Below are 23,324 nucleotides of genomic sequence, written 5' to 3' on the forward strand. Positions count from 1 at the left end.
ATGTAATGACACGGCAATGTCTTTCAAGACGAATCAGTTCCATTGAACATCTTCAAAGAGAACTATCCGTTTGGGAAAACGAACGCAACAGTAATGAAGATGGCGTAAACTGGCAATTTAAAACAAATGATGCGCGTATAAAGCTCACATCTTTGTATCCTAAGTTGTAATTAGGATACAAAGATTAGTTTAAATATCAACGTGTCATTACACTAGTCACCAACTTCGACTATGTTCACGAGGGTCAGCGGACCCTCGCGAAAGTCTACGTAGGTGCCGGATCTCATCTTTGCTAAAAGCACCAGCAAAAGGCTGTCAGTCCCGCCAGGGGCGGCTCCGGTTCTGTGTTTTGGAAGAAGGCGATAAGTTGATCAGGGTATGCCCCTCTTACCGCCAAGCAAGTGAATTTTCGGACAAGAACTTGACATCTAATGGTTCTTTGTTATACTAGGCTTTGACAGAGTTTTCCAGTGCCTCAAAACGATTGTAGTTGCGAGGATAATAGGGAATCAGGTGAGAGTCCTGAGCGATCCGGTCACTGTAAGCAGGGAGTGATGTCATATGCCGGAGATTTTCGAAGGCAGCCATTGCGTGGGAGATCCATGTGAGAAGGTTTGGCAAAGCGTTGATCTGTAAGTCAGGAAACCTGCTGGGAGAGTTGGTGAAGAGCTTCCGAAGAAAGCAGAACTCCAAAAGATGGGAAAGCAGTGGTAGGTTAATCTGTTGTTTCAGTCTGAAGACATTTTTGTCTGTAGTTGTATCTGATTCTTGCGAAAGAAGGGTATGGCTGCAGACTTTTTTGTGGAAAATGGGTAACTGTTTAATATCATTATGAATGAAATGAACGGTTACAATATTGTTTTCAGGCATGACTTCCCCAGGGACTATGTTATACTATGTGCATCTTTTTTTGAAAGCGATTTGACGGACAGTTTTGCGGTCTTTACTCTGTTGACCGTGGCAGACAATATGTTGAAAGAAAGGAAATGTGAGATGAAAGGAACAGGAAAGAGAATTCTCTCCGTATCCCTGTCTATTATGATGGCATTGGGTATGCCGTCAGGAACATTTGCAGCGACTCCTGATGAAGCTGCAGCAGGACAGGTAAGCGAAGCAGAAGTTCCGGCAGCAGAACCGGAGGTAACACAGGAAGTCAGTCAGCAGGCCACAGAGGAGCCAAAGACTGAAGAGAATGTTGAGAAAGAAAAAAATGAAGAACAGAAGGCTGATGCAAAAAAGGAGCAGGAGAGTGTGACAGAACCGACTGCGGAACCAGCTGCACAGCCGGAAAAAGTTAAAAATAATGAGAATACAAATGCCGAAACCAATCCGGAGAAAGAACTGCCGGATGTACAGGTGACAAAGGCAGAACTGGTTGAGACAAAAGAGGAATGTCTGGTTACAGTTTATACAGACAGTGATGTTTATGATCAGTTATATATCGGAAAGAAAGAAGATACAGAGAAAACATCGGTGATCGCCGGGGAGAAGGATCTGAACGGAAAGTATAAGTTTCAGTTTGCAGTCAGCGAGGAAAAACTGGGAAGTAAGCTGCAGATCGTTCCGGGAATAAAAGAATCCGGAGAGTGGTATACAAAACAGGATCTGTTCTGTCAGGTTCCGGAGAAAACACAGAAGGAAGATGCTGCAAAACCATCAGAAAAACCGGCGCCGTCAGAGGCACCGAGTACAGAACCTGTAGTTTCAACAATTCCCAGTGTGCCTGACATGGCATCACCAAATACAGAGAAATCACAGGTGATCAAAGAGGATGGTTCAGAATTTAAAATGTTCAAGGTATCCTCATTTGAAGCAAAAACAGTAGGAAACAAGATTGAATTATCATTAAAAACAAAAAATGTATCTTTTGATAAGATATATTTTGGAATGAATGCAGATGCAGAAAAAACATCGATTATTAATGGCACCTGGACAGAAACTGAACAGGAGTGGCAGTTTCAGTTCGATGTCGATAGAAACAAGTCAGGGAAAGCCATTCCTATAGTTTTAGGAAAGAAAGATGGAACCTGGTTTAGCAAATATCAGTTGTATTTAACAATTCCAGAAGAAGCAATGAAGTCACCGGATGTAACGAAGTCACAGGTGATCAAAGAGGATGGTTCAATATTCAAAATGTTCAAGATATCCTCAGCAGAAGTAAAATCTGCAGAAAATATGATGGAATTAACAGTAAAGACGGCTAATAGATCCTTTGATAAATTTTATTTTGGATGGAATGAAGATACAGAAAAAAAACCGACAGTCAATGGAACTTTGACAGGGAAAGAGTGGACTTTTCATTTTTCTGTTGATAAGAAAAAAGCAGGAAAAGCTATTCCTGTAGTTCTGGGAAAGCCGGATGGAACCTGGTTTAATAAATATCAGTTATTTCTGACGATTCCCGAGGTAAAAAATAGTGGTGAGGCAGAAGTGCCGACAACACCTGTAACACCTACAAAGCCTGTGCCTTCTACTACACCATCTCAATCAACACGTCCGGCAGGTGTTCCGGCGGATGGTGTTTATACAACGACTATCTCTACAGGAGCAGAGATGTTCCGTGTAGTGGCAACTATATTAACGGTAAAAAATGGAAAAATGAGTGCAGAAATCACTTTAAGTGGAACCGGATATGATTATCTGTACATGGGAACCGCAGCAGAAGCAGCTGGCAATGAGAGTCAGTGGATTGGATGTAAAGATGAGCAAAAATCCTATATTGAAAACGGCGAAGAAAAAACCGGAAGAAGTTATATCATTCCAATTTCAACACTGGATACTCCACTAGCTATGGCATCTCATTCAGTGAAAAGAGACAGGTGGTACGACAGAAGCATTACAGTAAGTTCCAAAGATCTGAAAAAAATATCTTCTGATGAAGCAGGAAGCAACCAAGGAGTAAATACAAATCCAACACCGGCTTCAGATCCAACCGCAACGAAAGATTCTACCAAGGACACAACCCCGGCTGAAGAATCCAAATCAGAGTCCGATACCAGTGGATCTACCAGTCAGGTAAACAGCAAAACTAAGCTGAAAGACGGTGTTTACACTCCGGACAAATTCACCTGGTCCGGTGGTACAGGAAAGGTAAGTATTACCTGCGATAAAGTAAACATCAAAAATGGCCAGGCTCTGGCAACCATCGCATTCAGCAGCTCCGCATACCAGTATGTAAAAGCAAACGGAAAGAAATATTTCCCGACCCACACCGGCGGAAAGTCCATTTTTGTAATTCCGGTGGAATTGAATAAGAACAATAAGATCATTGGTATGACCACCAAGATGAGCGCAGCTCATGAGATCGAGTACAGCATTATGGTCTACCTGGCAGCGGCTGACGGAGACGGAAGTGGCGCAGCAGCTGGAGACGGCAGCGGCATGAATTTTGGAAGCAAGGACAAGCTGGATGAGAAGGCGCCGGATATCATTGGTCTGAAATACAAATCAGAGACAAAACTGGACTATGCCGACTATTTTAAAATCTATCATTATGACGATGATATAACTCTTCTGGAGATCGATTTGTCCAAGGATACCGATAAGGATCCGGAGAAGCTGGAAAAGGATGCAGAAGCCAAGGATACAGCGGATGCGGATAACAAAAAGGATACCAAGAAAACCGGTAAGAGTGGCAAAAAGAAAGTTGCCAAGATTACCATCAAGAGAAACGATGAGGAAAAGAAGACCACAGACACCCAGAGCGTAGCCTATAACGATGAGGGAGAGGCTGTAGTACAGACCCAGGAAGAGATCACAGCAGATCTGTATAAGGCAAAGGTTGTAAAATATCTTATCGTTCCGGAAGATTCCGACACAGAACTGCCGGTAGGTATCGAGAAAGAAATGATTGTTGTAAAACTGCCTATCAAACATGCTTATGTGGATTCTGAAGAGTCTGTCAGCACTCTGGAAACTCTGAAACTTTTGAAAAAGGTTAAAGCAGTAGGATTTGACAAGGATGAGACAGATATTGATGCAGTCAATAAAGGACTGGAAGAAGATAAGATGGTATATGCAGGGGCAGCCGATGATCTGAAATTCCGGGAACTGGTAAAGAATAAGATCGATTTTGCAATCGTTTCTTCTGAAGTTCTGCCGGGAAGCAAAACAGCAGAAGATGCCAAAGAAAAGGGCAGCGATACCGACGGCAAGAAAAACAGCAACAGTAAGAATCAGAAGAAAGCAGATGTGAAAGACGCAGACGATAAGAGTACAGATACAGACAGCAAAAAAACAACAGACAGTTCCGATGAAAATGAGGAAGAGGCAGTGCTGGATCAGCTGGCGGATAATTTTGCAACTCTCGGTATCCCTATGCTGATCGACCGATCTGCAGACGAAGAGTCTGATCTCGGCAAAGCTGAGTGGCTGAAGGTATACGGCGCATTCTTTGGATGCAGCGACAAGACAGACAAACTGTATGACAAAGCAGTTAAAGCTGCCAAAAGCAAAAAATAAAGATTGTCGTATTTGTTAACAGATATTGAATAGTTAAAGACAAAAGGACAAACGGGGAAAAAGAATGAAGAAAAATATTTATCAGAAATGCAGCCGGATGACGGCAGTGTTCCTTGCAGCAGCCATGCTGCTTACCGGCTGCGGCGGCAGTGGGGATACCCCATCTGCTTCTGAAAAGGCAGAGAGTACGACCCGGGAAAGCACGGATACAACGAAAGAAACCGATTCTGCAGACGCAAAAAAAGATACAGAAAAGCAGCAGGATGCAGAACAGAAAGGGGTATCCGGCGATACAGCTTCTTATCTGACAGATGCATCCGATGCGCCTGAGGTGGCAGGACTTACCTGCCAGGGGAAGCTGAAACTGGAGTATGCAGACTGCTTTGATGTGTATTATTATGAAGATGATTATCAGCTGATCGATGTACATGACAGTGCTCAGTATCTTCTGGTGCCTGAGGGAGCGGAGGCTCCCGAAGGTCTGGACGACAGTATCATCGTGCTGCAGAAACCATTGGATAAGATTTATCTGGCAGCCAGCTCCACTATGGCGCTTTTCCGTGCACTGGATTCCCTGGATAACATCAAGATGAGTGGAATCGACGCTTCCGGCTGGTATATTGAAGAGGCAAAACAGGCCATGGAAGACGGTAAGATCCAGTTTGCAGGAAAATACAGCGAGCCGGATTATGAGATGCTGGTAGATCAGGATTGCGATGTGGCTATTGAATCCACTATGATTCTCCACACACCGAAAGTACAGGAGATGATCGAAGACCTGGATATTCCGGTATTTATCGACCGCTCCAGCTACGAGACCCATCCTCTGGCAAGAACAGAATGGATCAAGTTGTATGGTGCTATGTTAGATAAGGAAGAAGAGGCATATAGCTTTTTCAATGAACAGGCCAAGGTAATCGGCGACCTGAAAGACTTTAAAAATACGGAAAAGACGGTGGCATTTTTCTTTGTAAGTACGGACGGTTCTATTGTAGTGAGAAGAACCCAGGATTATATTCCAAGCATGATCGAGCTGGCAGGCGGAAGATACGTATTCCAGGATCTGGACAGTGTGGAGACAACCAGTGCTTCCGTATCCATGAGCATGGAGGAATTCTATGCAGCTGCAGCAGATGCAGATTATCTGGTATACAATGCCACTATTGACAATCCCATCCAGTCCGTAGACGAACTGGTTGCAAAGAACGAATTGTTTGAGGACTTCAAAGCTGTTCAGGAAGGCAATGTATGGTGTGTAGGAAAATATATGTATCAGGCAACGGATATCGTTGGTCAGCTGATCACAGATTTTCATCTGATGTTAACCGACGGAGATGAGAAAGACATGACATTCCTTACTAAAGTAAGTGATAAGTAACAGGAGAAATCATGAAAAAACGAAAAGAAGCCCTTCAGGGGGCAACCGATTTTCATTATGAAAATTTTCTGCGCAGAAGCCGGTATACATCGGTATTTCTCGTACTGCTGGCGGCATTTTGCGTGATCACTGTTTTGAATATCAATACCGGAAATGTGGATATCTCTATCCCAAAGATTTTAAAGATTATTTTTCTTCGGGAAGGAAATAAGATGGAATATAACATTATCTGGAAGATCCGTCTGCCAAGAATTCTGATGGCGGCCATCCTTGGGGGAGCACTTTCTCTTTCCGGATTTTTATTACAGACCTTCTTTGAAAATCCTATTGCAGGTCCCTTTGTGCTCGGTATTTCCTCCGGAGCCAAAATGGTGGTAGCTCTGACGATGATTTATTTTCTGGGACGGTTTCAGGTGGTATCTTCTTATACGCTGATCATAGCAGCCTTTATCGGTTCCCTGATCGCCACAGGCTTTATCCTTTTGGTGTCCAGACGGATCAATCATATGGCAACACTTTTAGTAGCAGGTATCATGATCGGTTATATCTGTTCAGCGGTCACGGATTTTGTGGTGACTTTTGCAGAGGACTCAGACATTGTCAACCTGCACGGATGGAGCCAGGGAAGCTTTTCCGGTATGAACTGGAGCAATGTGAAGGTGGCGGCAGTTGTCATCGGAGTGACGATCCTTATTACATTTTTTATGTCCAAGCCGATCGGAGCTTACCAGCTGGGAGAAGCCTATGCCCAGAGTATGGGTGTGAATATTCGCTTTTTCAGGATTATGTTGATACTGACTTCCAGTGTGCTTTCTGCATGTGTGACTGCATTTGCCGGACCTATTTCTTTCGTGGGAATCGCTGTTCCCTATCTGGTAAAGAGAAGTCTTGGAACTTCCCGGCCACTGATCGTCATTCCTGCCACATTTTTGGGTGGCGGTGTCTTCTGTATGATGTGTGATCTCATCGCGCGTATGGCATTTGCACCGCTGGAACTGAATATCAGTACCGTGACTTCGATATTTGGTGCGCCGGTGGTTATTTTCATGATGTTGCACCGGAAGAAAGGAAACTGACATGGGAGAATATTATTTTCATCTGGATCAGCTGACGGTGGGATACAACGGAAAGCCTCTGATTGATCAGATTCAGGTAGGTATCCATAAAGGAGAGATTGTCACACTGATCGGACCGAACGGATCCGGAAAATCAACAATTTTAAAGAGTATTACCAGACAGCTGAAGATACTTGGCGGTAAGGTTCTGTATGAGGAGAATGATCTGCACAAGCTTTCTTACAAGGAACTTTCCACCAGAATAGCAGTAGTTCTGACAGAGCGCATGCGGCCGGAACTGATGACCTGTCATGATATTGTGGCAACCGGTCGCTATCCTTATACAGGTCGCCTGGGTATCTTAAGCCGGGAAGACGAGAATAAAGTGGATGAGGCCATGCGGATCGTCCATGCGGAAGAACTGGGAAGCCGGGATTTTAATGCCATCAGTGACGGGCAGCGTCAGAGAGTCCTTCTTGCAAGAGCTATCTGCCAGGAACCGGAGATCATCGTGCTGGATGAGCCTACCTCTTTTCTGGATATCCGTCATAAGCTGGAACTGTTATCCATTCTCCGCTCTATGGCAAAAGAAAAGGGCATAACCGTGATCATGTCTCTCCATGAGATCGATCTGGCCCAGAAGATTGCAGATCAGATCCTTTGCGTAAAAGGAGATCATGTCTGCTATTACGGAACTCCGGAACAGATCTTTGAAGAACAGACCATCCGGGAATTATACGGAATCGAAAACGGATTCTATGATCCAAGATTTGGCAGCATTGAGCTTCCAAAGGTTGAGGGGGAGCCGGAGGTCTTCGTGATCGCCGGATGCGGAAGGGGAATACCCATCTACAGAAAATTACAAAAGGATAATATCCCCTTTGCAACAGGCATCCTGTACACCAACGATGTGGATTATCAGTTAGCCCGCCTGCTAGCCGCCAGGGTGATCACAGAGGAACCTTTTTGCCAGATTACTCAGGAGCATCTCCGGGAAGCAATAAAGGTCATGGAAAACTGTAAAAAGGTGATCTGCGCCGATGTTCCCATCGGAGAATGCAACAAAGGGCTGGAGGAACTGATCCGGGCTGCAAAAAAGAGAATGTAAGAGAAGAAAACAAAGAAAGATCCTGATGAAATCTATTTTCACCGGGATCTTTTTGTTGCATTGTATATCAATAATTGGTCCGGTGGACCAATTTTGATTGCTGTTCGCGGGTGTCTGTTATGACTTGAGATATAGAGAGAAGATACGGTATAATGTATATACTTAAAGTAACTGTGTGACGTATAGCAGTTACCATGCAGTCATTAAGCAAGGGCAAAAGTCCTTAGCATTATCAGGAGAGGAATTCTACAAATCAGATGAATGAAAAAACAGAAAAAATCAAAAAAATCCGGAATCTGCTCCTTGCCGGTGGTTGTATAATCACTGCCATAATATGCCGTCATCTTCCAGCCAACAGAGAATCGGGCTGGTTGGCCTTTTTTCAGCTGACGAGGGCATACCTGTATATCACCTTATATTGTGTCTGGGGAATTTCCCTTCAGCGAAGGATCGTCAACAGGACAGCACGAAGATGCCTGTGTGGGATCGCGTCCCTTATGATTTTCTGGTTTGTTATTCGTACACTGAAATATGATGTGTTTTATGAACCGGTATTACGACGTTACAGCTGGTATTGCTATTATATCCCGCTGTTGTCTATTCCCTCCCTTAGTGTGATCGCGGCATTGAAGATGAGAGAAAGTGAAAATCAAAAGAGGAGACAATGGACCGGTATTTTCCTGGTGATCACAGTGGGCGTGATCCTGCTTGTTATGACCAACGATCTTCATCAGCTGGTATTCCGCTTTCCGGCAGAAAAACCATGGACAGATGATGAGTATCTTTATGGTCCGGGATTTGTGTTTTGTGTGGCATGGATCGCTATCGGTTTTCTTACTATGCTGGGTATATTAATCGCAAAATGCAGGAACCCCGAGAAAAAGAAAATGTGGCTTCCCTTTGTGCCATTAGGACTGTTTTTTATCTGGGGTATTGCCAATATATTCCGTGTCCCGTATCTGAAAATCATAGCGGGAGATATGGCGGCGGCCTGCTGTCTTTTGATCGCCGCTCTTTTTGAAAGCTGTATCCAGTGTGGGCTGATTCTGGTAAATAACCGATACGGAGAATTGTTTCAGGCTTCCAGAGGAATCAATGCACAGATCAGTGACCGGAATCTGAACATCCGTTATACAACCGGTGACGGAATCGAGCTGGATAAAGAAGAGATGAAAGAAGCACTGGAGAATCCGGGATATGAAAAAGAAGGAATCCGTCTGAACAGTATCCCCATCAATGGAGGGTATGCTTTCTGGATCGAAGATATCCGTCAGCATCGAGCTGCTTATGAAAGTTTCTATGAGCTTCGCGAAGAACTGAGGGATCGAAACCAGCTTTTGAAACTGGAATATCAAAAAGAAAAAGAAAGAAAACAGGCGGAAGAAAAGAACCGGCTTTACGATCTGATGCAAAAGCAGACGGCAGAACAATTTCAGCAGATCGCCGGATATGTGGATCAGCTGGAACAGTGTACGGATCACAGGGAATATCACAGACTTCTGGGGAAAATCCTGATCGTAGGGTCTTATCTGAAAAGAAGGAAGAATCTGACACTTTCCGCACTGGAAGGTAAGGAATTAAAGGAAGAAGAACTGATCCAGAGCCTGAGGGAATCCTGCAGTAATCTGATCTTTTGTGAGATTCAAGGACAGTATTATATAGAAACCGGCAAAGAAACATTACCGGCAGAACTTGTCCTGAAGGCTTATGATTTCTTCGAGCAGACCGTAGAACTGCTCCTGGAACAGGGAGGTTCCCTTTTCTATCGTCTGACAGATATGGATGGTGTCCTTCGAATCTCAGTGAATCTTGAGGGTGTTTGCCGGACGGAGAGTCTGCAAGAAAAATATCCTTTGTTACATATGGAGCAGGAAGAAGAAAAAGAATGGTTTCTGGCTTTGCAACTGTCAGAGAAAGGAGGCAGGGATGAAATCCTTTGAAACATTCGGTATATTTGTCCAGGAAATGATTCTGGTTGCTCTTTTTTTCTTGATTCTGGTGGAAATCCGGCTGTTGTGTATCCAGCATTCCAGAAAGCGGAAGGCAGAGGTAATGGCTGTCAATTTTCTTTTACTGATTGCCAGCTACGGAATCCTGACCGATCTGCTGAGCGATTATCTGGCCATATGGGAAGGGAAAAACAGACTTCTTCATATTGCGGCCCGTTGGCCTGTAGGATTCCTTTTTTTCCTTATTCTTGCAGATAACGGTTATCTGATACGTCGCATCCGGAACGAGGATGAAAAATATAAAAAAGACTTGTCCGTATACTCCATCAAACAGACGCTGGATCACCTGAAATGCGGAATCTGCTTTTGCGATGATATCGGACAGATCGTATTATGCAATGAAAAAATGTATCAGTTAGGCTATATGCTTACCGGGGAGAATCTGCAAAGTTATCTGCTTTTAAAAGAAGCACTGGAGGCAAAACAATATTCCAACGGAATCTCAAAAGTAGGGAAAAAGAAAAATCTGTATTATTTTCCGAATGGTACCGTATGGGATTTTCGCCAGGAAAAACTGGAGGATCCCAGTCTGCAGGGTTATATACAGGTGCTGGCATTGGATGTGACCAATCTTTATTTTAACAGTGAGAAGATCCAGAAAAGCAATGAGGAACTTATCCGGCTGAATAAAGAAATAAGAAAAATGTATGAATGCATCGATGATCAGATCAGGGAAGAAGAAACTCTGGCTATGAAGATCCGTATCCATGACAGCTTCGGGCGCAGTCTCCTGGCAGTCCGACAACTTCTGGAAGAGGAAGCAGAACCGGAGAAAATGAAAGGGCAGTTAAAGACCATAAGGCAGACGGCACAGATTTTGCTGGGAAATATGGAGGAAGTACAGGACGAGAATAAAGAGTCCATCACAGAAAAGGCAGAAAAGCTTGGAATCACTGTATTTGTCACCGGAAGCATGCCGGAGGAAGAATATCAGAAGTTATTGATCGACCAGGCGATTATGGAATGTATGACAAACTGTGCAAGGCACGCCGGTGGAACCAGGGTGTTTGTAAAGATCACAAACAATAAAGTGCTTTGTAAGGTACAGATCACCAACAATGGAAAGAAACCCGCAGAAGGATCCCAGGAGGGCGGAGGACTGACATCTCTTAGAAAAACAGTGGAGCGGGAAGGAGGAAAGATGCAGGTGATCTTTTCGCCTGAGTTTGAACTGATTCTGTTACTGTCTCATGAAAAAGACAGAGAGATCAAAAGTTCAGAGGAAGTACCTGTGAAGATACTGAACAGTTAAAAGAAGAATAAAAAGGGAAGTGATGAAAAATGAAAATACGAGTGTTACTTGTGGAAGACCAGAAGATTATGCAGAAGTATTTCGCCAGCATGGTGCAGGGGGATGAAAGATTCTTGTTGGTGGACGTTCTGAACGACGGAGAAAAGGCTGTTTCTTACTGTAATCATACGGTGGTGGATCTTGTCCTGATGGACGTCCAGACCTTCCAGAACCATGACGGATTGCTAGCTGCAGAAACTATCAAAAAACAACATCCGGCAGTGAAGATCATCGTGATCACATCTCTGGTGGATCCGGAGATCCTTACACGGGCAAAAGAGAAGGGCGCAGACAGTCTGTGGTATAAGGATCACGGACAGGAAGAAATTATGGAGGTGATCGACCGGACTTTGGAGGGAGAACATGTCTTTCCGGACAAGGCGCCGGCCGTGGAGCTGAAGTGGATGAAAAGCGATGAGATCAGTCCCCGGCAGCTGGAGATGCTGAGACTGTATATCAAAGGCTATTCCTATTCGGAGATTGGGAAACAGATGAACTGTTCGGCAGCAGGAGTTCGATGGAATTTTCAGGATATGATAGCAAAAGCCGGCTATTCCTGTAAGGAAGAATTACTGGCTGCAGTACTGGAAAGCAAGCTGGTCGTAAGTACATTGAAAGGTTGGCAGACATTATAAAAAATCAATAAGTATTTTATTTGCTATCACAAGTGTTAGTGACTGACAATAAGATATCTGTAATAATAATATTACAAAAAAGGAAAAAGATGTCGTGACTGTGAAGGCACTGAACAGTTACGAAAAACTATGTATAAAAAGAAGGGAGAAAATCGTATGGGACTTATAAAAGCAGCTATGGGCGCAGCAGGCGGCGTAATGGCAGATCAGTGGAAGGAGTTTTTCTACTGCGACTCCATGGATAAAGATGTAATGGTAAAAAAGGGACAGAAACGTGTTTCAGGAAGATCCTCCAACACAAAAGGCAGCGATAACATCATTACAAACGGAAGTGGAATCGCTGTTGCAGACGGTCAGTGTATGATCATCGTAGAACAGGGTAAGATTGTTGAAGTTTGTGCAGAACCAGGACAGTTTACCTTTGATTCTTCCACGGAGCCATCTGTTTTTACCGGTAGTCTTGGATCCAGTATCGAAGCAACCTTTGCAACTATCGGAAAACGATTCACCTATGGAGGAGATACCGGAAAAGATCAGAGAGTGTATTATTTCAATACAAAAGAGCTGATCGATAACAAGTTCGGAACACCGAATCCGATTCCATTCCGTGTAGTAGATTCCAAGATCGGACTGGATGTGGACGTGGCAGTCCGTTGCTCCGGTGTATATTCTTACCGTATCGCGGATCCGCTTCTGTTCTACAGCAACGTATGTGGAAACGTAGAAGACGAATATCGAAGAGAAGAACTGGAAAGTCAGCTGAAAACAGAATTTATCAGTGCACTTCAGCCGGCATTTGGAAAATTATCTGATCTGGAATTACGTCCGAATCAGATCGTCACTCATAATACAGAACTGGAAAATGCCATGAACGAATCCTTATCTGCTAAGTGGGGACAGCTTCGTGGTCTGCAGGTAGTAAGTATCGCTCTGGGTTCCGTAACTTTACCGGAAGAAGATGCGGAGATGATCAAACAGGCACAGCGTACTGCGATCATGAGAGATCCAACTATGGCAGCAGCTACTATGGTTGGAGCACAGGCAGATGCCATGAAAGCAGCAGCATCCAATGAAGCAGGTGCAATGACAGGCTTTATGGGAATGGGAATGGCTATGAACGCAGGAGGCGGCGGTATGAATCCGCAGAATCTGTTCGCTATGGGTCAGCAGCAGGAAGAAGCCAGACGTCAGGAAGAAGCACAGAAAAAAGCCCAGGAAGAAGAGATCCGCAGACAGGTAGAGGCAAAACTCCGCGCAGAAGCAGCACAGCAGCAGGCAGCAGCTGCAGCGGCACCGGCTGCAGGTACCTGGACCTGCAGTTGTGGAAATATAGTCAGCGGAAAGTTCTGCCCGGAATGCGGCTCCAAGAAACCGGAACCAAAACCTGCAGAAGGATGGAAATGCGCATGCGGCAATATTGCCACAGGAAAATTCTGTCCGGAATGCGGCGCACCGAAGCCGGCAGAAGAAAAACCGGCAGAACCGGAAGGATGGACCTGTTCTTGCGGAACTGTCAATCAGGGCAAATTCTGTATGAACTGTGGAGCAAAGAAACCGGCGGATGCACCGTTATATCGCTGTGATAAATGTGGATGGATCCCGGAAGATCCGAAAAATCCACCGCGTTTCTGTCCGGAATGCGGAGATCCTTTTAACGAATCTGATATTCAGTAATCCGGAAGGGAGGAAGAGGTATGGGTTTATTTGATAAAAAAGTATGTGATATCTGTGGTGAGAAGATTGGTCTGTTAGGAAACAGAAAGCTGGATGACGGCAATCTGTGTAAGGATTGTGCAAAAAAACTGTCTCCCTGGTTTGAGGAGCGTCGCCACAGTACAGTAGAAGATATTAAGAAGCAGCTGGCATACAGAGAACAGAACAAAGAGGCAGTTCGTAATTTCCGTGTGACCAGAGATCTGAAAGCAGACAATAATTACCATGTATTTATTGATGATAACCATCAGAAATTTGCGATTGGAACCAGGATGGATGTAGAGACCAATCCGGATATTCTGGATCTTTCTCAGGTTACAAGCTGTCGCATGGATGTGGAACAGGATCGTACAGAAGAACAGTATCGGGATCAGAATGGCGAGATGAGAGATTATGTGCCTCCAAGATACAAATATTCTTACAAATATAAAATGATGATCGGTATCAACAGCCCCTGGTTTGACGATATGGATTTCCAGTTACATAATTTTGCCATCGATGCAAATGACCGTGGAAAGATCATGGCAGTAGAGCAGATCGGTAATCAGATCATCGCAGCACTCTCCGGCGGCAATATGGCAGGCAACATGAACACCGGAATGTACGGTCAGCAGCCGGGAATGATGGGAAATACCCCAATGCACGGCAATCAGCAGCCCGGTATGATGAATCAGGGCGCATATGGCCAACAGGGCAATATGAATGCCGGTATGTATGGCCAGCAGGCAGGCATGATGAACCAGGGAGCATACGGCCAGCAGCCGGGCATGATGAATCAGGGAGCATACGGCCAGCAGCCGGGCATGATGAATCAGGGAGCATACGGCCAGCAGCCGGGCATGATGAACCAGGGCATGTATGGCCAGCAGCCGGGCATGATGAATCAGGGAATGTACGGCCAGCAGCCAGGAATGATGAATCAGGGCAACTATGATCCGCGAGCAGGTGTTCCAAATCAGGATTACAGCCAGCCTGTACAGGGAAATCCTGCAGCAGCCGGTGGTGCCTGGGTATGCAGTTGTGGCGCATCCAACACAGGAAGATTCTGCGAATTCTGTGGACAGCCAAAACCAAATCAGTAATCTAAGCCGGTGTGTCTGTCCGCATAATATGCGGTCGACATTATACAAAAATATCTGAGCTACTGTCCCCGGAAAACTTTTTCGGGGACAGAGCATAAAAAGGAGGGAGAGGGTGAGCTATGGCAGATATGATGGAGTACAAATGCCCTTCTTGTGGCGGAGCCATGGAGTTTGACAGTACGACTCAGAAAATGAAATGTCCCTACTGTGATACGGAAATGGAAGTAGCCCAGTATCAGCAGATGAAGGAGAAAGCCGAAGGAAATGCCGGTGGCAATCCGGGTGGCGATACCGGAGGAAACAATGAAAACTGGTCTGATATGGGCAACAATCAATGGATGGAAGGCGAGGCAGACGGAATCAGGGTCTATGCCTGCCAGTCCTGTGGAGGAGAAATCGTTGCAGATGCCAATACCGGCGCAACAAGCTGTCCGTTCTGTGGAAACAGGGTTGTCATGAAAGGACAGTTTGCCGGAGATCTGAAACCGGATTATATCATTCCGTTTAAGAAAGATAAAAAAGCGGCAAAGGCTGCTTATTTCAACCATCTGAAAGGGAAAAAATACCTTCCAAAGGTATTTAAAAAAGAAAATCATGTGGATGAGATGAAAGGTGTCTATGTTCCTTTCTGGATCTTTGATGTAGATGCGGAAGGAAGTGTCGCATATAACGGTGAGCGTATCACCAAGTGGAGAAATGGAGACACAGAGTACACAAAAACCGAAATGTATTCCATGCAGCGTGGAGGAAATCTGAGTTTCGCCCGCGTTCCGGCAGACGGATCCAGGAAAATGGATGATACTTTGATGGAATCCATAGAGCCTTTTGAATTCCGTGAGGCGGTTCCTTTCCAGGCGGCTTACCTTGCGGGATATATGGCAGATCGATACGATATGGACATGGAAGAACGTATGGAACGTGCCAGGGAGCGAGTGAAAAAAGCTACAGAAGATGCATTTCGAAAGACCCTGCCTCATATGGACCGTGTGACGGTAGCCAGCAGTAATGTAAATGTATGCAATGCCAGATACTGGTATGTACTGTATCCGGTATGGATCCTGAACACCACCTGGAATGGTGAAAAATTTACCTTCGCTATGAACGGACAGAGCGGAAAACTGGTAGGCAACCTGCCGATGGACAAAAAGAAGTTCTGGATCGGCGTATCGGTTCGCGGCGGTATCATCGGACTTGTGATCTATTTGTTACTTTGGATCATTGCACTGATGTAAGAAGGAGGGTGAGAATATGAAGCACAAATTAAAAATTACGATACTCTCCATTTTATTCGGATTGCTCTTCGGCATACCTGTATATGCGGACAGTAATACCTATATCATTGATCAGAGCGATGTGCTGGGGGAATATATTTCGACGCTGAACGAAAAAGCAGAAACAATATCGGAAGAAGCGGGACTTCGCATTACCTGTATGATCACGAACACCACGGAGGGCATGGGAACTCCGGCAGTATCTGAGCAGGTGTACAAGGGACTGTTTGCCGATGATCCGGGCTTTATGCTGATCTACAGTATCGATGATCAGGAATGGTTTATCTACAGCTCAGGAATGGAGTCAGCTCCACTGACGGAGGAACAGGAAAATGAACTCTGGAACGAATTTGCCATTCAGGATTATTATGTGGATTGTGTAGATGCTTATCTGGATGCGGCAGCTGCTATCTGCAGCGTGGATTCTCAGGGAGTGGCAGAACCGGCTGCTGCAGACAGCCAGGGCGATGACCAGACGGCAGGTGCCGATACTTCGGAAACTACAGAAGCTTCCGGTTCGAACACTCAGGAAGCCGGCAGCGCGATTCCGCAAGAAAGACAGCTTCCGCTGCTTGTGGATGATGCAGGTCTGCTGACTGAGGAAGAAGCAGATGCTCTGCTGGATAAACTGGAGGAAATCAGTGAAAGACAGGAATGTGAAGTGGCAGTAGTCACCGTGGATTCCCTGGAAGGAAAGACTTCACAGGATTATGCAGATGATTTCTATGATTATAACGGCTACGGCTACGGAAAAGACGATGACGGTATCCTGTTGCTGATCAGTATGGAAGACAGAGACTATGCTATCACTACCTATGGTTTTGGTATCACAGCATTTACCGATGCAGGTCTGCAATATGTGGTAAATGATTTCAAACCTGCCTTAAGTGGAGGAAGGTATGGCGATGCCTTCAACGACTTTGCAGACTGCTGTGATAAGTTCCTTACCCAGGCCCATACGGGAGAACCATATGATGGGGATAATATGCCAAAAGGGACAGTCCATCCCGTATATATCCCCATCTCCCTTGCAATTGGTTTCCTGATTTCTTTACTGATAGGAAGATCGAAGAGTGCAAAACTGAAAAGTGTACGGAAAAAAGAATCAGCAGCGGATTACCAGGTGGCAGGAAGTATGCGCCTGTATCAGAATTCGGATGTGCTGGTTGCATCCAACGTGACATCCAGAGTGGTATCCAGCTCCAGCGGAAGTTCCTCCGGTGGAAGCTCCACACACACAAGCTCTTCCGGAAGAAGCCATGGAGGAACATCCGGAAAGTTCTGATGGATGGAAACAATCGACAGCCAATATGAAAAAGGAAAAAGACGAATCATACATTTTCAGTAGATTCGTCTTTTTTGTGCGTGCAGATTGCGGGAATGATTTTTCAGACACGCTCTAAAGTACGTACATCTGGATAAACATTTGGTGTGTATGATAAGACAGGCATTTACCAATGGATCATTGGGAAAGCTGTAAGAGAAAAAAGTAGCAGAGAAATGCACAGAGCGTTTGACAGTAATGCCGGGAAAGGGTAGAATAAAATAATGTGCGATTGAAAGAATAGTACTTCACAAACATGGAAGAAATGGAGAAAAAATTATGGCATATTATCTCGTAGATTATGAAAATGTAAAAGCTGACGGAATGTACGGGGTGGATCAGCTTGGCAAGAAGGATTGTGTGTGTATTTTTTACAGTGAAAACGCATCCACACTTACCTTCGGTCTTCACGAAAAACTGAATCAGACAAAAGGAAAAATCGTATTACAAAAAGTTGAAGTCGGTGTGAAAAATGCACTGGATTTTCAATTGTCCACATATCTGGGATATCTGATCAGTGAAAATGAAGGTAAAAACGAGACATATTATATTGTGTCTGAGGATAAAGGTCTTGCGATCCTGACAGGTTACTGGGCAGATCGTGGAGAAAATGTGAAGACTGCGTCAGATATTGCAGCAGCAAAGGCAGATCTGGAAGAAGAAAAACCTTCAAAAACAGAAAAAAAAGAAAAGAAAGAAAAACCAGGAAACCCGGAAAAAATGGAAAAAGCGGAAAAGGAATTCGGTGAAGAGAAAGAGAAACCTGATCAGCAGAAGAAATTCCATGGAAAAAAACAGCAGAAGAAGGGAAATGCACATCCGGGGCAGACAACAAGACTGCAGGTACACACAAGAAAACAGGAAACAAAATCACAGAATCCGGCGCAGCAGAAACCGGATGTGGAAAACACAGAGATTCCGGTGGCAGAAAAGGTGCTGACAGAAGAGAAACAGGAACAGCAGGTAAAAGAAGTTGCAGTCCGTCAGGAGAATAACGGTGCAGAAATCAGAAAACCGGCACATCGCAAATACAGAAAATACCACAATTACCGGAAGTATCCGCAGAAAAACAGAAAAACACAGGAATCTTCCAAGGTAATCCGTCCAATCCTCTCAGCAGGAGAATAAAAAAAGAAAAGGATAAGTCATATGATAGCGATAATTGAAAAAGTATATCAGTTTTTATGGGGTGACTGGATCGTGCTTCCGCTTCCGGGAGGAAGTTCTTTTCGGCTTTCCCTGCTCGTAATGATACTGATTCCGGCAGGAATCTGGTTTACGATCCGGACGAGATTTCTTCCCATCCGTCTGTTTCCGGATATGCTGCATACATTGTTTGAAAAAAAGGAAAAGGCGGAAGGGGAGAGCCATAACAGTACATTGTCGGCATTACAGACACTGATCGTCTCTACCGCTACACGTGTCGGTATGGGAAACCTAGTCGGTGTGGTTGCGGCAATTTCCGCCGGAGGAGCGGGTGCGGTTTTCTGGATGTGGGTGACGGCACTCATCGGCTCGTCCACGGCCTTTGTGGAAGCAACTCTTGCACAGATCTATAAAGAAAAAGACCCGGTATATGGTGGCTACCGTGGTGGACCGGCCTATTATATGCACAGATTCATACAGGAAAAGCGGGGAGGAAAAAAGAAACGTTATGTGGGAATATCCGTTCTCTTTGCAATCTCCGGACTGATCTGCTGGTGTGGAATCAGTCAGGTTATCAGCAATTCCGTAACTTCTGCATTCCATAATGCCTTTCACATTCCGCCAATCTATACCACAGTGGTTCTGGTAGCACTTGCGGCAGTGATCATTTTTCGAAAAACTGCAACGGTAAAAGTGCTGGATGTGCTGGTACCGATTATGGCAGGATGTTATTTTCTGATTACTGTGATTTTGATCTGTATGAATTTTTCTGCCCTTCCGGGGGTGTTTTCCAGAATCTTTGAGGAAGCGTTTGGTATTCGTCAGGCAGTGGCAGGAGGACTTGGCACGGTGGTGATGAATGGTGTGAAACGTGGTCTGTTTTCCAATGAAGCCGGTTCCGGCTCAGCCCCCTGTGCGGCAGCGGCAGCAGAAAGCGATCAACCGGTAAAACTTGGGCTGACCCAGGCACTGGGAGTTTTTATTGATACGATCGTGATCTGCAGCTGTACGGCGATGATCATGCTTCTGACGCCGGAAAGCCTGACCGAAGGGGCGGTAGGAATGGAACTTTTACAGGCAGCAATGGGCTACCATCTGGGACAGTTTGGTGTGATTTTCATTGCAGCGACACTCTGGCTGTTCAGTTTCTCCACTTTTCTCGGTATTTTATATTATGCAAGATCAAATATATCATATCTGTTTGGAGATGGAATGCTGCCGCAGAATCTCTATAAAGTACTTGCATTGGTGATGATGTTTATCGGCGGACTGGCAGCATACACGGTGGTGTGGGATCTTGGAGACGTCGGCGTGGGTCTGATGACCGTGTTTAATATTATTATGCTTTATCCGATGTCCGGAATCGCCATGAAGGCACTGAAATCTTATGAAATAGAGAAGAAAAACAGAAAAAAAGGATAAAAAACACAAGATATGGAAATTGTTCCTGAATAAATACAATATCTGCCAAAAATTGTACAAAATTGCATACATGCCTATATTTCATGGATTTGGGATTATTTTCTATTTGTTTTTTGAAAAAAGTGATGTTATACTACACTTGACAAAAAGATAACAATTCAAATACACACAAACACAGGAGGATATGCAATGGCTAAGTTTGAACAGTGGGAAGGCTTCCAGGGTAAAAACTGGGTTAATTCCGTAGATGTACGTGACTTCATTCAGTGCAACTACACACCATATGACGGAGATGAAACTTTCCTGGAGGGACCTACAGAGGCAACAGATAAACTGTGGGGAAAACTGCAGGAGCTGCAGAAAGAAGAACGTGCAAAAGGCGGCGTTCTGGATATGGAAACAGAAGTAGTTTCCGGTATCACAGCATATGGCCCGGGATATATCGATGAAAGCATGAAAGATCTGGAAGCAGTCGTTGGTCTGCAGACAGACAAACCGCTGAAGAGAGCATTCATGCCTTACGGTGGAATCAAGATGGCTGAGAAAGCCTGCACAACACACGGATATACACCGAGTGAGAAACTGCATGAAATCTTCACAAAATATCATAAAACGCATAACCAGGGTGTATTCGATATCTATACTGACGAGATGAAAGTTGCCCGTCACAATAAAATCATTACCGGTCTGCCGGATACTTACGGTCGTGGACGTATCGTAGGCGATTACCGTCGTGTAGCTCTGTACGGTATCGATTTCCTGCTGGAGAAAAAACACTACGATATGAAACGTTACGAAAGACATGGAATGAAAGGAACTGATTTCCGTCTTCGTGAAGAACTTGCAGATCAGATGAAAGCTCTGAACGAAATGAAAGAAATGGCTGCATCTTACGGATTCGATATTTCCGTACCGGCGAAAAACGCAAAAGAAGCAGCACAGTGGCTGTACTTCGGATATCTGGCAGCAATCAAGACTCAGAACGGAGCAGCAATGAGTGTTGGTCGTGTATCCACATTCCTGGATATCTATATCGAGAGAGACCTGAAAGCAGGCGTTCTGACAGAGAAAGAAGCACAGGAACTGATCGACCATATGGTTATGAAGTTCAGAATGGTAAAATTCGCAAGAATTACTTCCTATACAGAACTGTTCTCCGGTGACCCGGTATGGGCTACTCTGGAAGTTGGTGGTATGGGACAGGACGGACGTTCCATGGTAACAAAGAACGATTACCGTTTCCTGCATACTCTGGAAAACATGGGACCGTCTCCGGAACCGAACCTGACTGTTCTTTATTCTTCCAGACTGCCGGAATCTTTCAAAGATTACGCAGCAAGAATTTCTGTAACAACAAGTTCCATCCAGTACGAAAACGACGATGTTATGCGTCCGGTATGGGGCGATGACTACAGCATCTGCTGCTGTGTATCCGCTACTCAGACCGGTAAAGAGATCCAGTTCTTCGGTGCACGTGCGAACCTGGCAAAATGCTTACTGTACGCAATCAACGGTGGTATCGATGAGAAGACAAAAGTTCAGGTAGGACCTGCTTACAGACCGATCACAGCTGAATATCTGGATTATGACGAAGTAATGGAACATTACGATGTTATGATGGACTGGCTGGCAAAACTGTATGTAGATACTCTGAACATGATCCACTACATGCATGACAAATATTACTACGAAGCAGCAGAGATGGCTCTGATCGATACAGATGTAAGACGTACATTTGCTACCGGTATCGCTGGTTTCTCTCACGTAGTAGACTCTCTGAGTGCTATCAAATATGCAAAAGTTAAAGCAATCCGTGATGAAGACGGTGTGGTAGTAGATTTCGAGACAGAAGGCGAATTCCCAAGATACGGTAACGACGATGACCGTGCAGATGATATCGCAATCTGGCTGCTGAAAACATTCATGCACAAACTGAACAAATGCCACACATACAGAGATTCTGAGCCGACAACATCTATCCTGACTATCACATCCAACGTAGTATACGGTAAAGCTACCGGTACTCTGCCGGATGGTAGAAAACTGGGCGAGCCTCTGGCACCAGGAGCTAACCCATCTTACGGCGCAGAGAAGAGCGGCCTGCTGGCTTCCCTGAACTCTGTAGCAAAACTGCCATACGAACTGGCACTGGATGGTATCTCCAATACACAGACCATCAGCCCGAGCGCACTGGGTCATGACGATGACGAAAGAGTCAACAACCTGGTACACATCCTGGATGGTTACTTCGATCAGGGTGCACATCACCTGAACGTAAACGTATTCGGTACAGAAAAACTGATCGACGCTATGGAACATCCGGAGAAACCGGAATACGCAAACTTCACAATCCGTGTATCCGGATATGCTGTTAAGTTCATCGACCTGACTCGTGAACAGCAGCTGGATGTTATCGCAAGAACCTGCCACAAAACAATGTAATTTGTCTGACAGATTCAGGTGAATAAACAGTAATATAAAATAAAATCGTTTGGCGGTGCAGTGAAAAACTGTATCGCCAAATGTTTTCTATGGTAAAATTTAAAAGAAAAAGAAAAAATGGAGGAGCTTATGTCAGAAGAAAAGAAAGAACTGACAGGATATATTCATTCACTGGAAAGTTTCGGTTCCGTAGACGGACCGGGAGTACGATATGTGATCTTTGTGTCCGGATGTGCGATGCGCTGCCAGTTTTGCCATAACCCGGATACCTGGGATATGAAAGTTGGAACGCCTTACACCGCAGATGAACTGCTGAAAAAAGCAGTCCGCTACAAAGGATACTGGGGAAAAGAAGGCGGAATCACCGTCTCCGGCGGCGAACCGATGCTGCAGATCGATTTTCTGACAGAACTTTTCAGGAAAGCCAAAGCCCAGGGCATCCACACCACACTGGATACCAGCGGCAATCCATTTACCAGAGAGGGCGAGCGCTTTGAGAAGATCAAAAAACTTCTGGAAGTGACCGATCTTGTGATGCTGGATATCAAACACATCGATGATGAACAGCATAAGATCCTCACCGGTCAGACGAACCGGAACATTCTGGATATGGCAAGATACCTTGATGAAATCGGAAAACCAATGTGGATCCGACATGTACTGGTACCGGAACGAAGCGACAAAGACGAATATCTGATTCGTCTGGATGCATTTATCCAGTCTCTTCACAATGTACAGAAAGTAGAAGTACTGCCGTATCACACACTGGGCGCGTACAAATGGAAAGAACTCGGTTATGAGTATCCGCTCGAAGGCATCGATCCGCCGACTCAGGAGAGAATCAAAAATGCAAATCAGCTGCTACATACAGGAGCGCGGGTTTAAAGTGTTTACAGGGCACATTATAATAGGAAATGTCATGAAAAAAGCAAAGCATTTTTCATGACATTTTTTTCTTTACCCTTTCTGCATTTTCATGTATACTGT

15 protein-coding genes and 1 riboswitch are annotated in these 23,324 nt (G+C 44.9%); all 15 genes read left to right on the plus strand.

Annotated features, from left to right (window positions below; all coding sequences use genetic code 11):
- The first annotated feature begins 451 nt into the window (after positions 1-451).
- Positions 452-668: riboswitch (cobalamin riboswitch) on the plus strand.
- A 325-nt stretch (positions 669-993) separates the two neighbouring features.
- The 15 genes from FYJ57_RS07035 (at position 994) to pflA (ending at position 23,222) form a co-directional block, all read left to right on the plus strand.
- Positions 994-4,461 (plus strand): hypothetical protein, encoded by a 3,468-nt coding sequence (locus tag FYJ57_RS07035; RefSeq protein WP_154432152.1) that lies wholly within the window; start codon positions 994-996, stop codon positions 4,459-4,461.
- A 64-nt stretch (positions 4,462-4,525) separates the two neighbouring features.
- Complete coding sequence (locus tag FYJ57_RS07040; RefSeq protein WP_154432153.1) at positions 4,526-5,839, plus strand: ABC transporter substrate-binding protein; 1,314 nt, start codon at positions 4,526-4,528, stop codon at positions 5,837-5,839.
- A gap of 11 nt (positions 5,840-5,850) precedes the next feature.
- On the plus strand, positions 5,851-6,915 hold the full coding sequence (locus tag FYJ57_RS07045) for a FecCD family ABC transporter permease (RefSeq protein ID WP_154432154.1): 1,065 nt from the start codon (positions 5,851-5,853) through the stop codon (positions 6,913-6,915).
- 1 nt (position 6,916) lies between these two features.
- The gene (locus FYJ57_RS07050; RefSeq protein WP_154432155.1) at positions 6,917-8,002 is read left to right on the plus strand and encodes an ABC transporter ATP-binding protein; all 1,086 of its coding nucleotides are present in this window, start codon (positions 6,917-6,919) and stop codon (positions 8,000-8,002) included.
- A gap of 257 nt (positions 8,003-8,259) precedes the next feature.
- The gene (locus FYJ57_RS07055; RefSeq protein WP_154432156.1) at positions 8,260-9,942 is read left to right on the plus strand and encodes a histidine kinase N-terminal 7TM domain-containing protein; all 1,683 of its coding nucleotides are present in this window, start codon (positions 8,260-8,262) and stop codon (positions 9,940-9,942) included.
- Positions 9,929-11,263 carry a sensor histidine kinase gene (locus FYJ57_RS07060; RefSeq protein WP_154432157.1) on the plus strand — a complete coding sequence of 445 codons (1,335 nt, stop codon included), beginning with the start codon at positions 9,929-9,931 and terminating at the stop codon, positions 11,261-11,263. Before FYJ57_RS07055 ends, FYJ57_RS07060 begins: the two co-directional genes overlap by 14 nt.
- 29 nt (positions 11,264-11,292) lie before the next feature.
- A complete protein-coding gene (locus tag FYJ57_RS07065; RefSeq protein WP_118619741.1) occupies positions 11,293-11,937 on the plus strand; it encodes a response regulator transcription factor in 645 nt (214 codons plus the stop codon).
- A 156-nt stretch (positions 11,938-12,093) separates the two neighbouring features.
- Positions 12,094-13,611, plus strand: coding sequence for an SPFH domain-containing protein (locus tag FYJ57_RS07070; protein ID WP_154432158.1), 1,518 nt, complete (start codon positions 12,094-12,096; stop codon positions 13,609-13,611).
- A gap of 20 nt (positions 13,612-13,631) precedes the next feature.
- Complete coding sequence (locus FYJ57_RS07075; RefSeq protein WP_154432159.1) at positions 13,632-14,732, plus strand: DUF4428 domain-containing protein; 1,101 nt, start codon at positions 13,632-13,634, stop codon at positions 14,730-14,732.
- Positions 14,733-14,851: 119 nt separating this feature from the next.
- Entirely contained in the window at positions 14,852-15,964 is a 1,113-nt protein-coding gene (locus FYJ57_RS07080) for a TFIIB-type zinc ribbon-containing protein (protein ID WP_154432160.1), read from the plus strand.
- Between the two features lie 16 nt (positions 15,965-15,980).
- Positions 15,981-17,288 carry a TPM domain-containing protein gene (locus FYJ57_RS07085; RefSeq protein WP_235904479.1) on the plus strand — a complete coding sequence of 436 codons (1,308 nt, stop codon included), beginning with the start codon at positions 15,981-15,983 and terminating at the stop codon, positions 17,286-17,288.
- Between the two features lie 318 nt (positions 17,289-17,606).
- Positions 17,607-18,455, plus strand: coding sequence for a PIN domain-containing protein (locus FYJ57_RS07090; protein WP_154432161.1), 849 nt, complete (start codon positions 17,607-17,609; stop codon positions 18,453-18,455).
- 21 nt (positions 18,456-18,476) lie between these two features.
- Positions 18,477-19,895: an alanine/glycine:cation symporter family protein gene (locus FYJ57_RS07095; RefSeq protein ID WP_154432162.1), complete on the plus strand. Its 1,419-nt coding sequence runs from the start codon at positions 18,477-18,479 to the stop codon at positions 19,893-19,895.
- Between the two features lie 189 nt (positions 19,896-20,084).
- On the plus strand, positions 20,085-22,337 hold the full coding sequence (gene pflB, locus FYJ57_RS07100; RefSeq protein WP_154432163.1) for a formate C-acetyltransferase: 2,253 nt from the start codon (positions 20,085-20,087) through the stop codon (positions 22,335-22,337).
- A gap of 129 nt (positions 22,338-22,466) precedes the next feature.
- Positions 22,467-23,222, plus strand: a complete 756-nt coding sequence (gene pflA, locus FYJ57_RS07105) for a pyruvate formate-lyase-activating protein (protein WP_154432164.1) — start codon at positions 22,467-22,469, stop codon at positions 23,220-23,222.
- Positions 23,223-23,324: the final 102 nt, after the last annotated feature.

Origin of the sequence: Oliverpabstia intestinalis (assembly GCF_009696065.1) — a bacterium.
GTDB lineage: Bacteria > Bacillota > Clostridia > Lachnospirales > Lachnospiraceae > Oliverpabstia > Oliverpabstia intestinalis.

Coding starts and splice junctions, on each gene's coding strand:
- pflA (WP_154432164.1), top strand. CDS start 22,467: ATGTCAGAAGAAAAGAAAGAACTGACAGGATATATTCATTCACTGGAA.
- FYJ57_RS07050 (WP_154432155.1), top strand. CDS start 6,917: ATGGGAGAATATTATTTTCATCTGGATCAGCTGACGGTGGGATACAAC.
- FYJ57_RS07095 (WP_154432162.1), top strand. CDS start 18,477: ATGATAGCGATAATTGAAAAAGTATATCAGTTTTTATGGGGTGACTGG.
- FYJ57_RS07075 (WP_154432159.1), top strand. CDS start 13,632: ATGGGTTTATTTGATAAAAAAGTATGTGATATCTGTGGTGAGAAGATT.
- FYJ57_RS07080 (WP_154432160.1), top strand. CDS start 14,852: ATGGCAGATATGATGGAGTACAAATGCCCTTCTTGTGGCGGAGCCATG.
- FYJ57_RS07040 (WP_154432153.1), top strand. CDS start 4,526: ATGAAGAAAAATATTTATCAGAAATGCAGCCGGATGACGGCAGTGTTC.
- FYJ57_RS07065 (WP_118619741.1), top strand. CDS start 11,293: ATGAAAATACGAGTGTTACTTGTGGAAGACCAGAAGATTATGCAGAAG.
- FYJ57_RS07060 (WP_154432157.1), top strand. CDS start 9,929: ATGAAATCCTTTGAAACATTCGGTATATTTGTCCAGGAAATGATTCTG.
- FYJ57_RS07085 (WP_235904479.1), top strand. CDS start 15,981: ATGAAGCACAAATTAAAAATTACGATACTCTCCATTTTATTCGGATTG.
- FYJ57_RS07055 (WP_154432156.1), top strand. CDS start 8,260: ATGAATGAAAAAACAGAAAAAATCAAAAAAATCCGGAATCTGCTCCTT.
- FYJ57_RS07070 (WP_154432158.1), top strand. CDS start 12,094: ATGGGACTTATAAAAGCAGCTATGGGCGCAGCAGGCGGCGTAATGGCA.
- FYJ57_RS07035 (WP_154432152.1), top strand. CDS start 994: ATGAAAGGAACAGGAAAGAGAATTCTCTCCGTATCCCTGTCTATTATG.
- FYJ57_RS07045 (WP_154432154.1), top strand. CDS start 5,851: ATGAAAAAACGAAAAGAAGCCCTTCAGGGGGCAACCGATTTTCATTAT.
- pflB (WP_154432163.1), top strand. CDS start 20,085: ATGGCTAAGTTTGAACAGTGGGAAGGCTTCCAGGGTAAAAACTGGGTT.
- FYJ57_RS07090 (WP_154432161.1), top strand. CDS start 17,607: ATGGCATATTATCTCGTAGATTATGAAAATGTAAAAGCTGACGGAATG.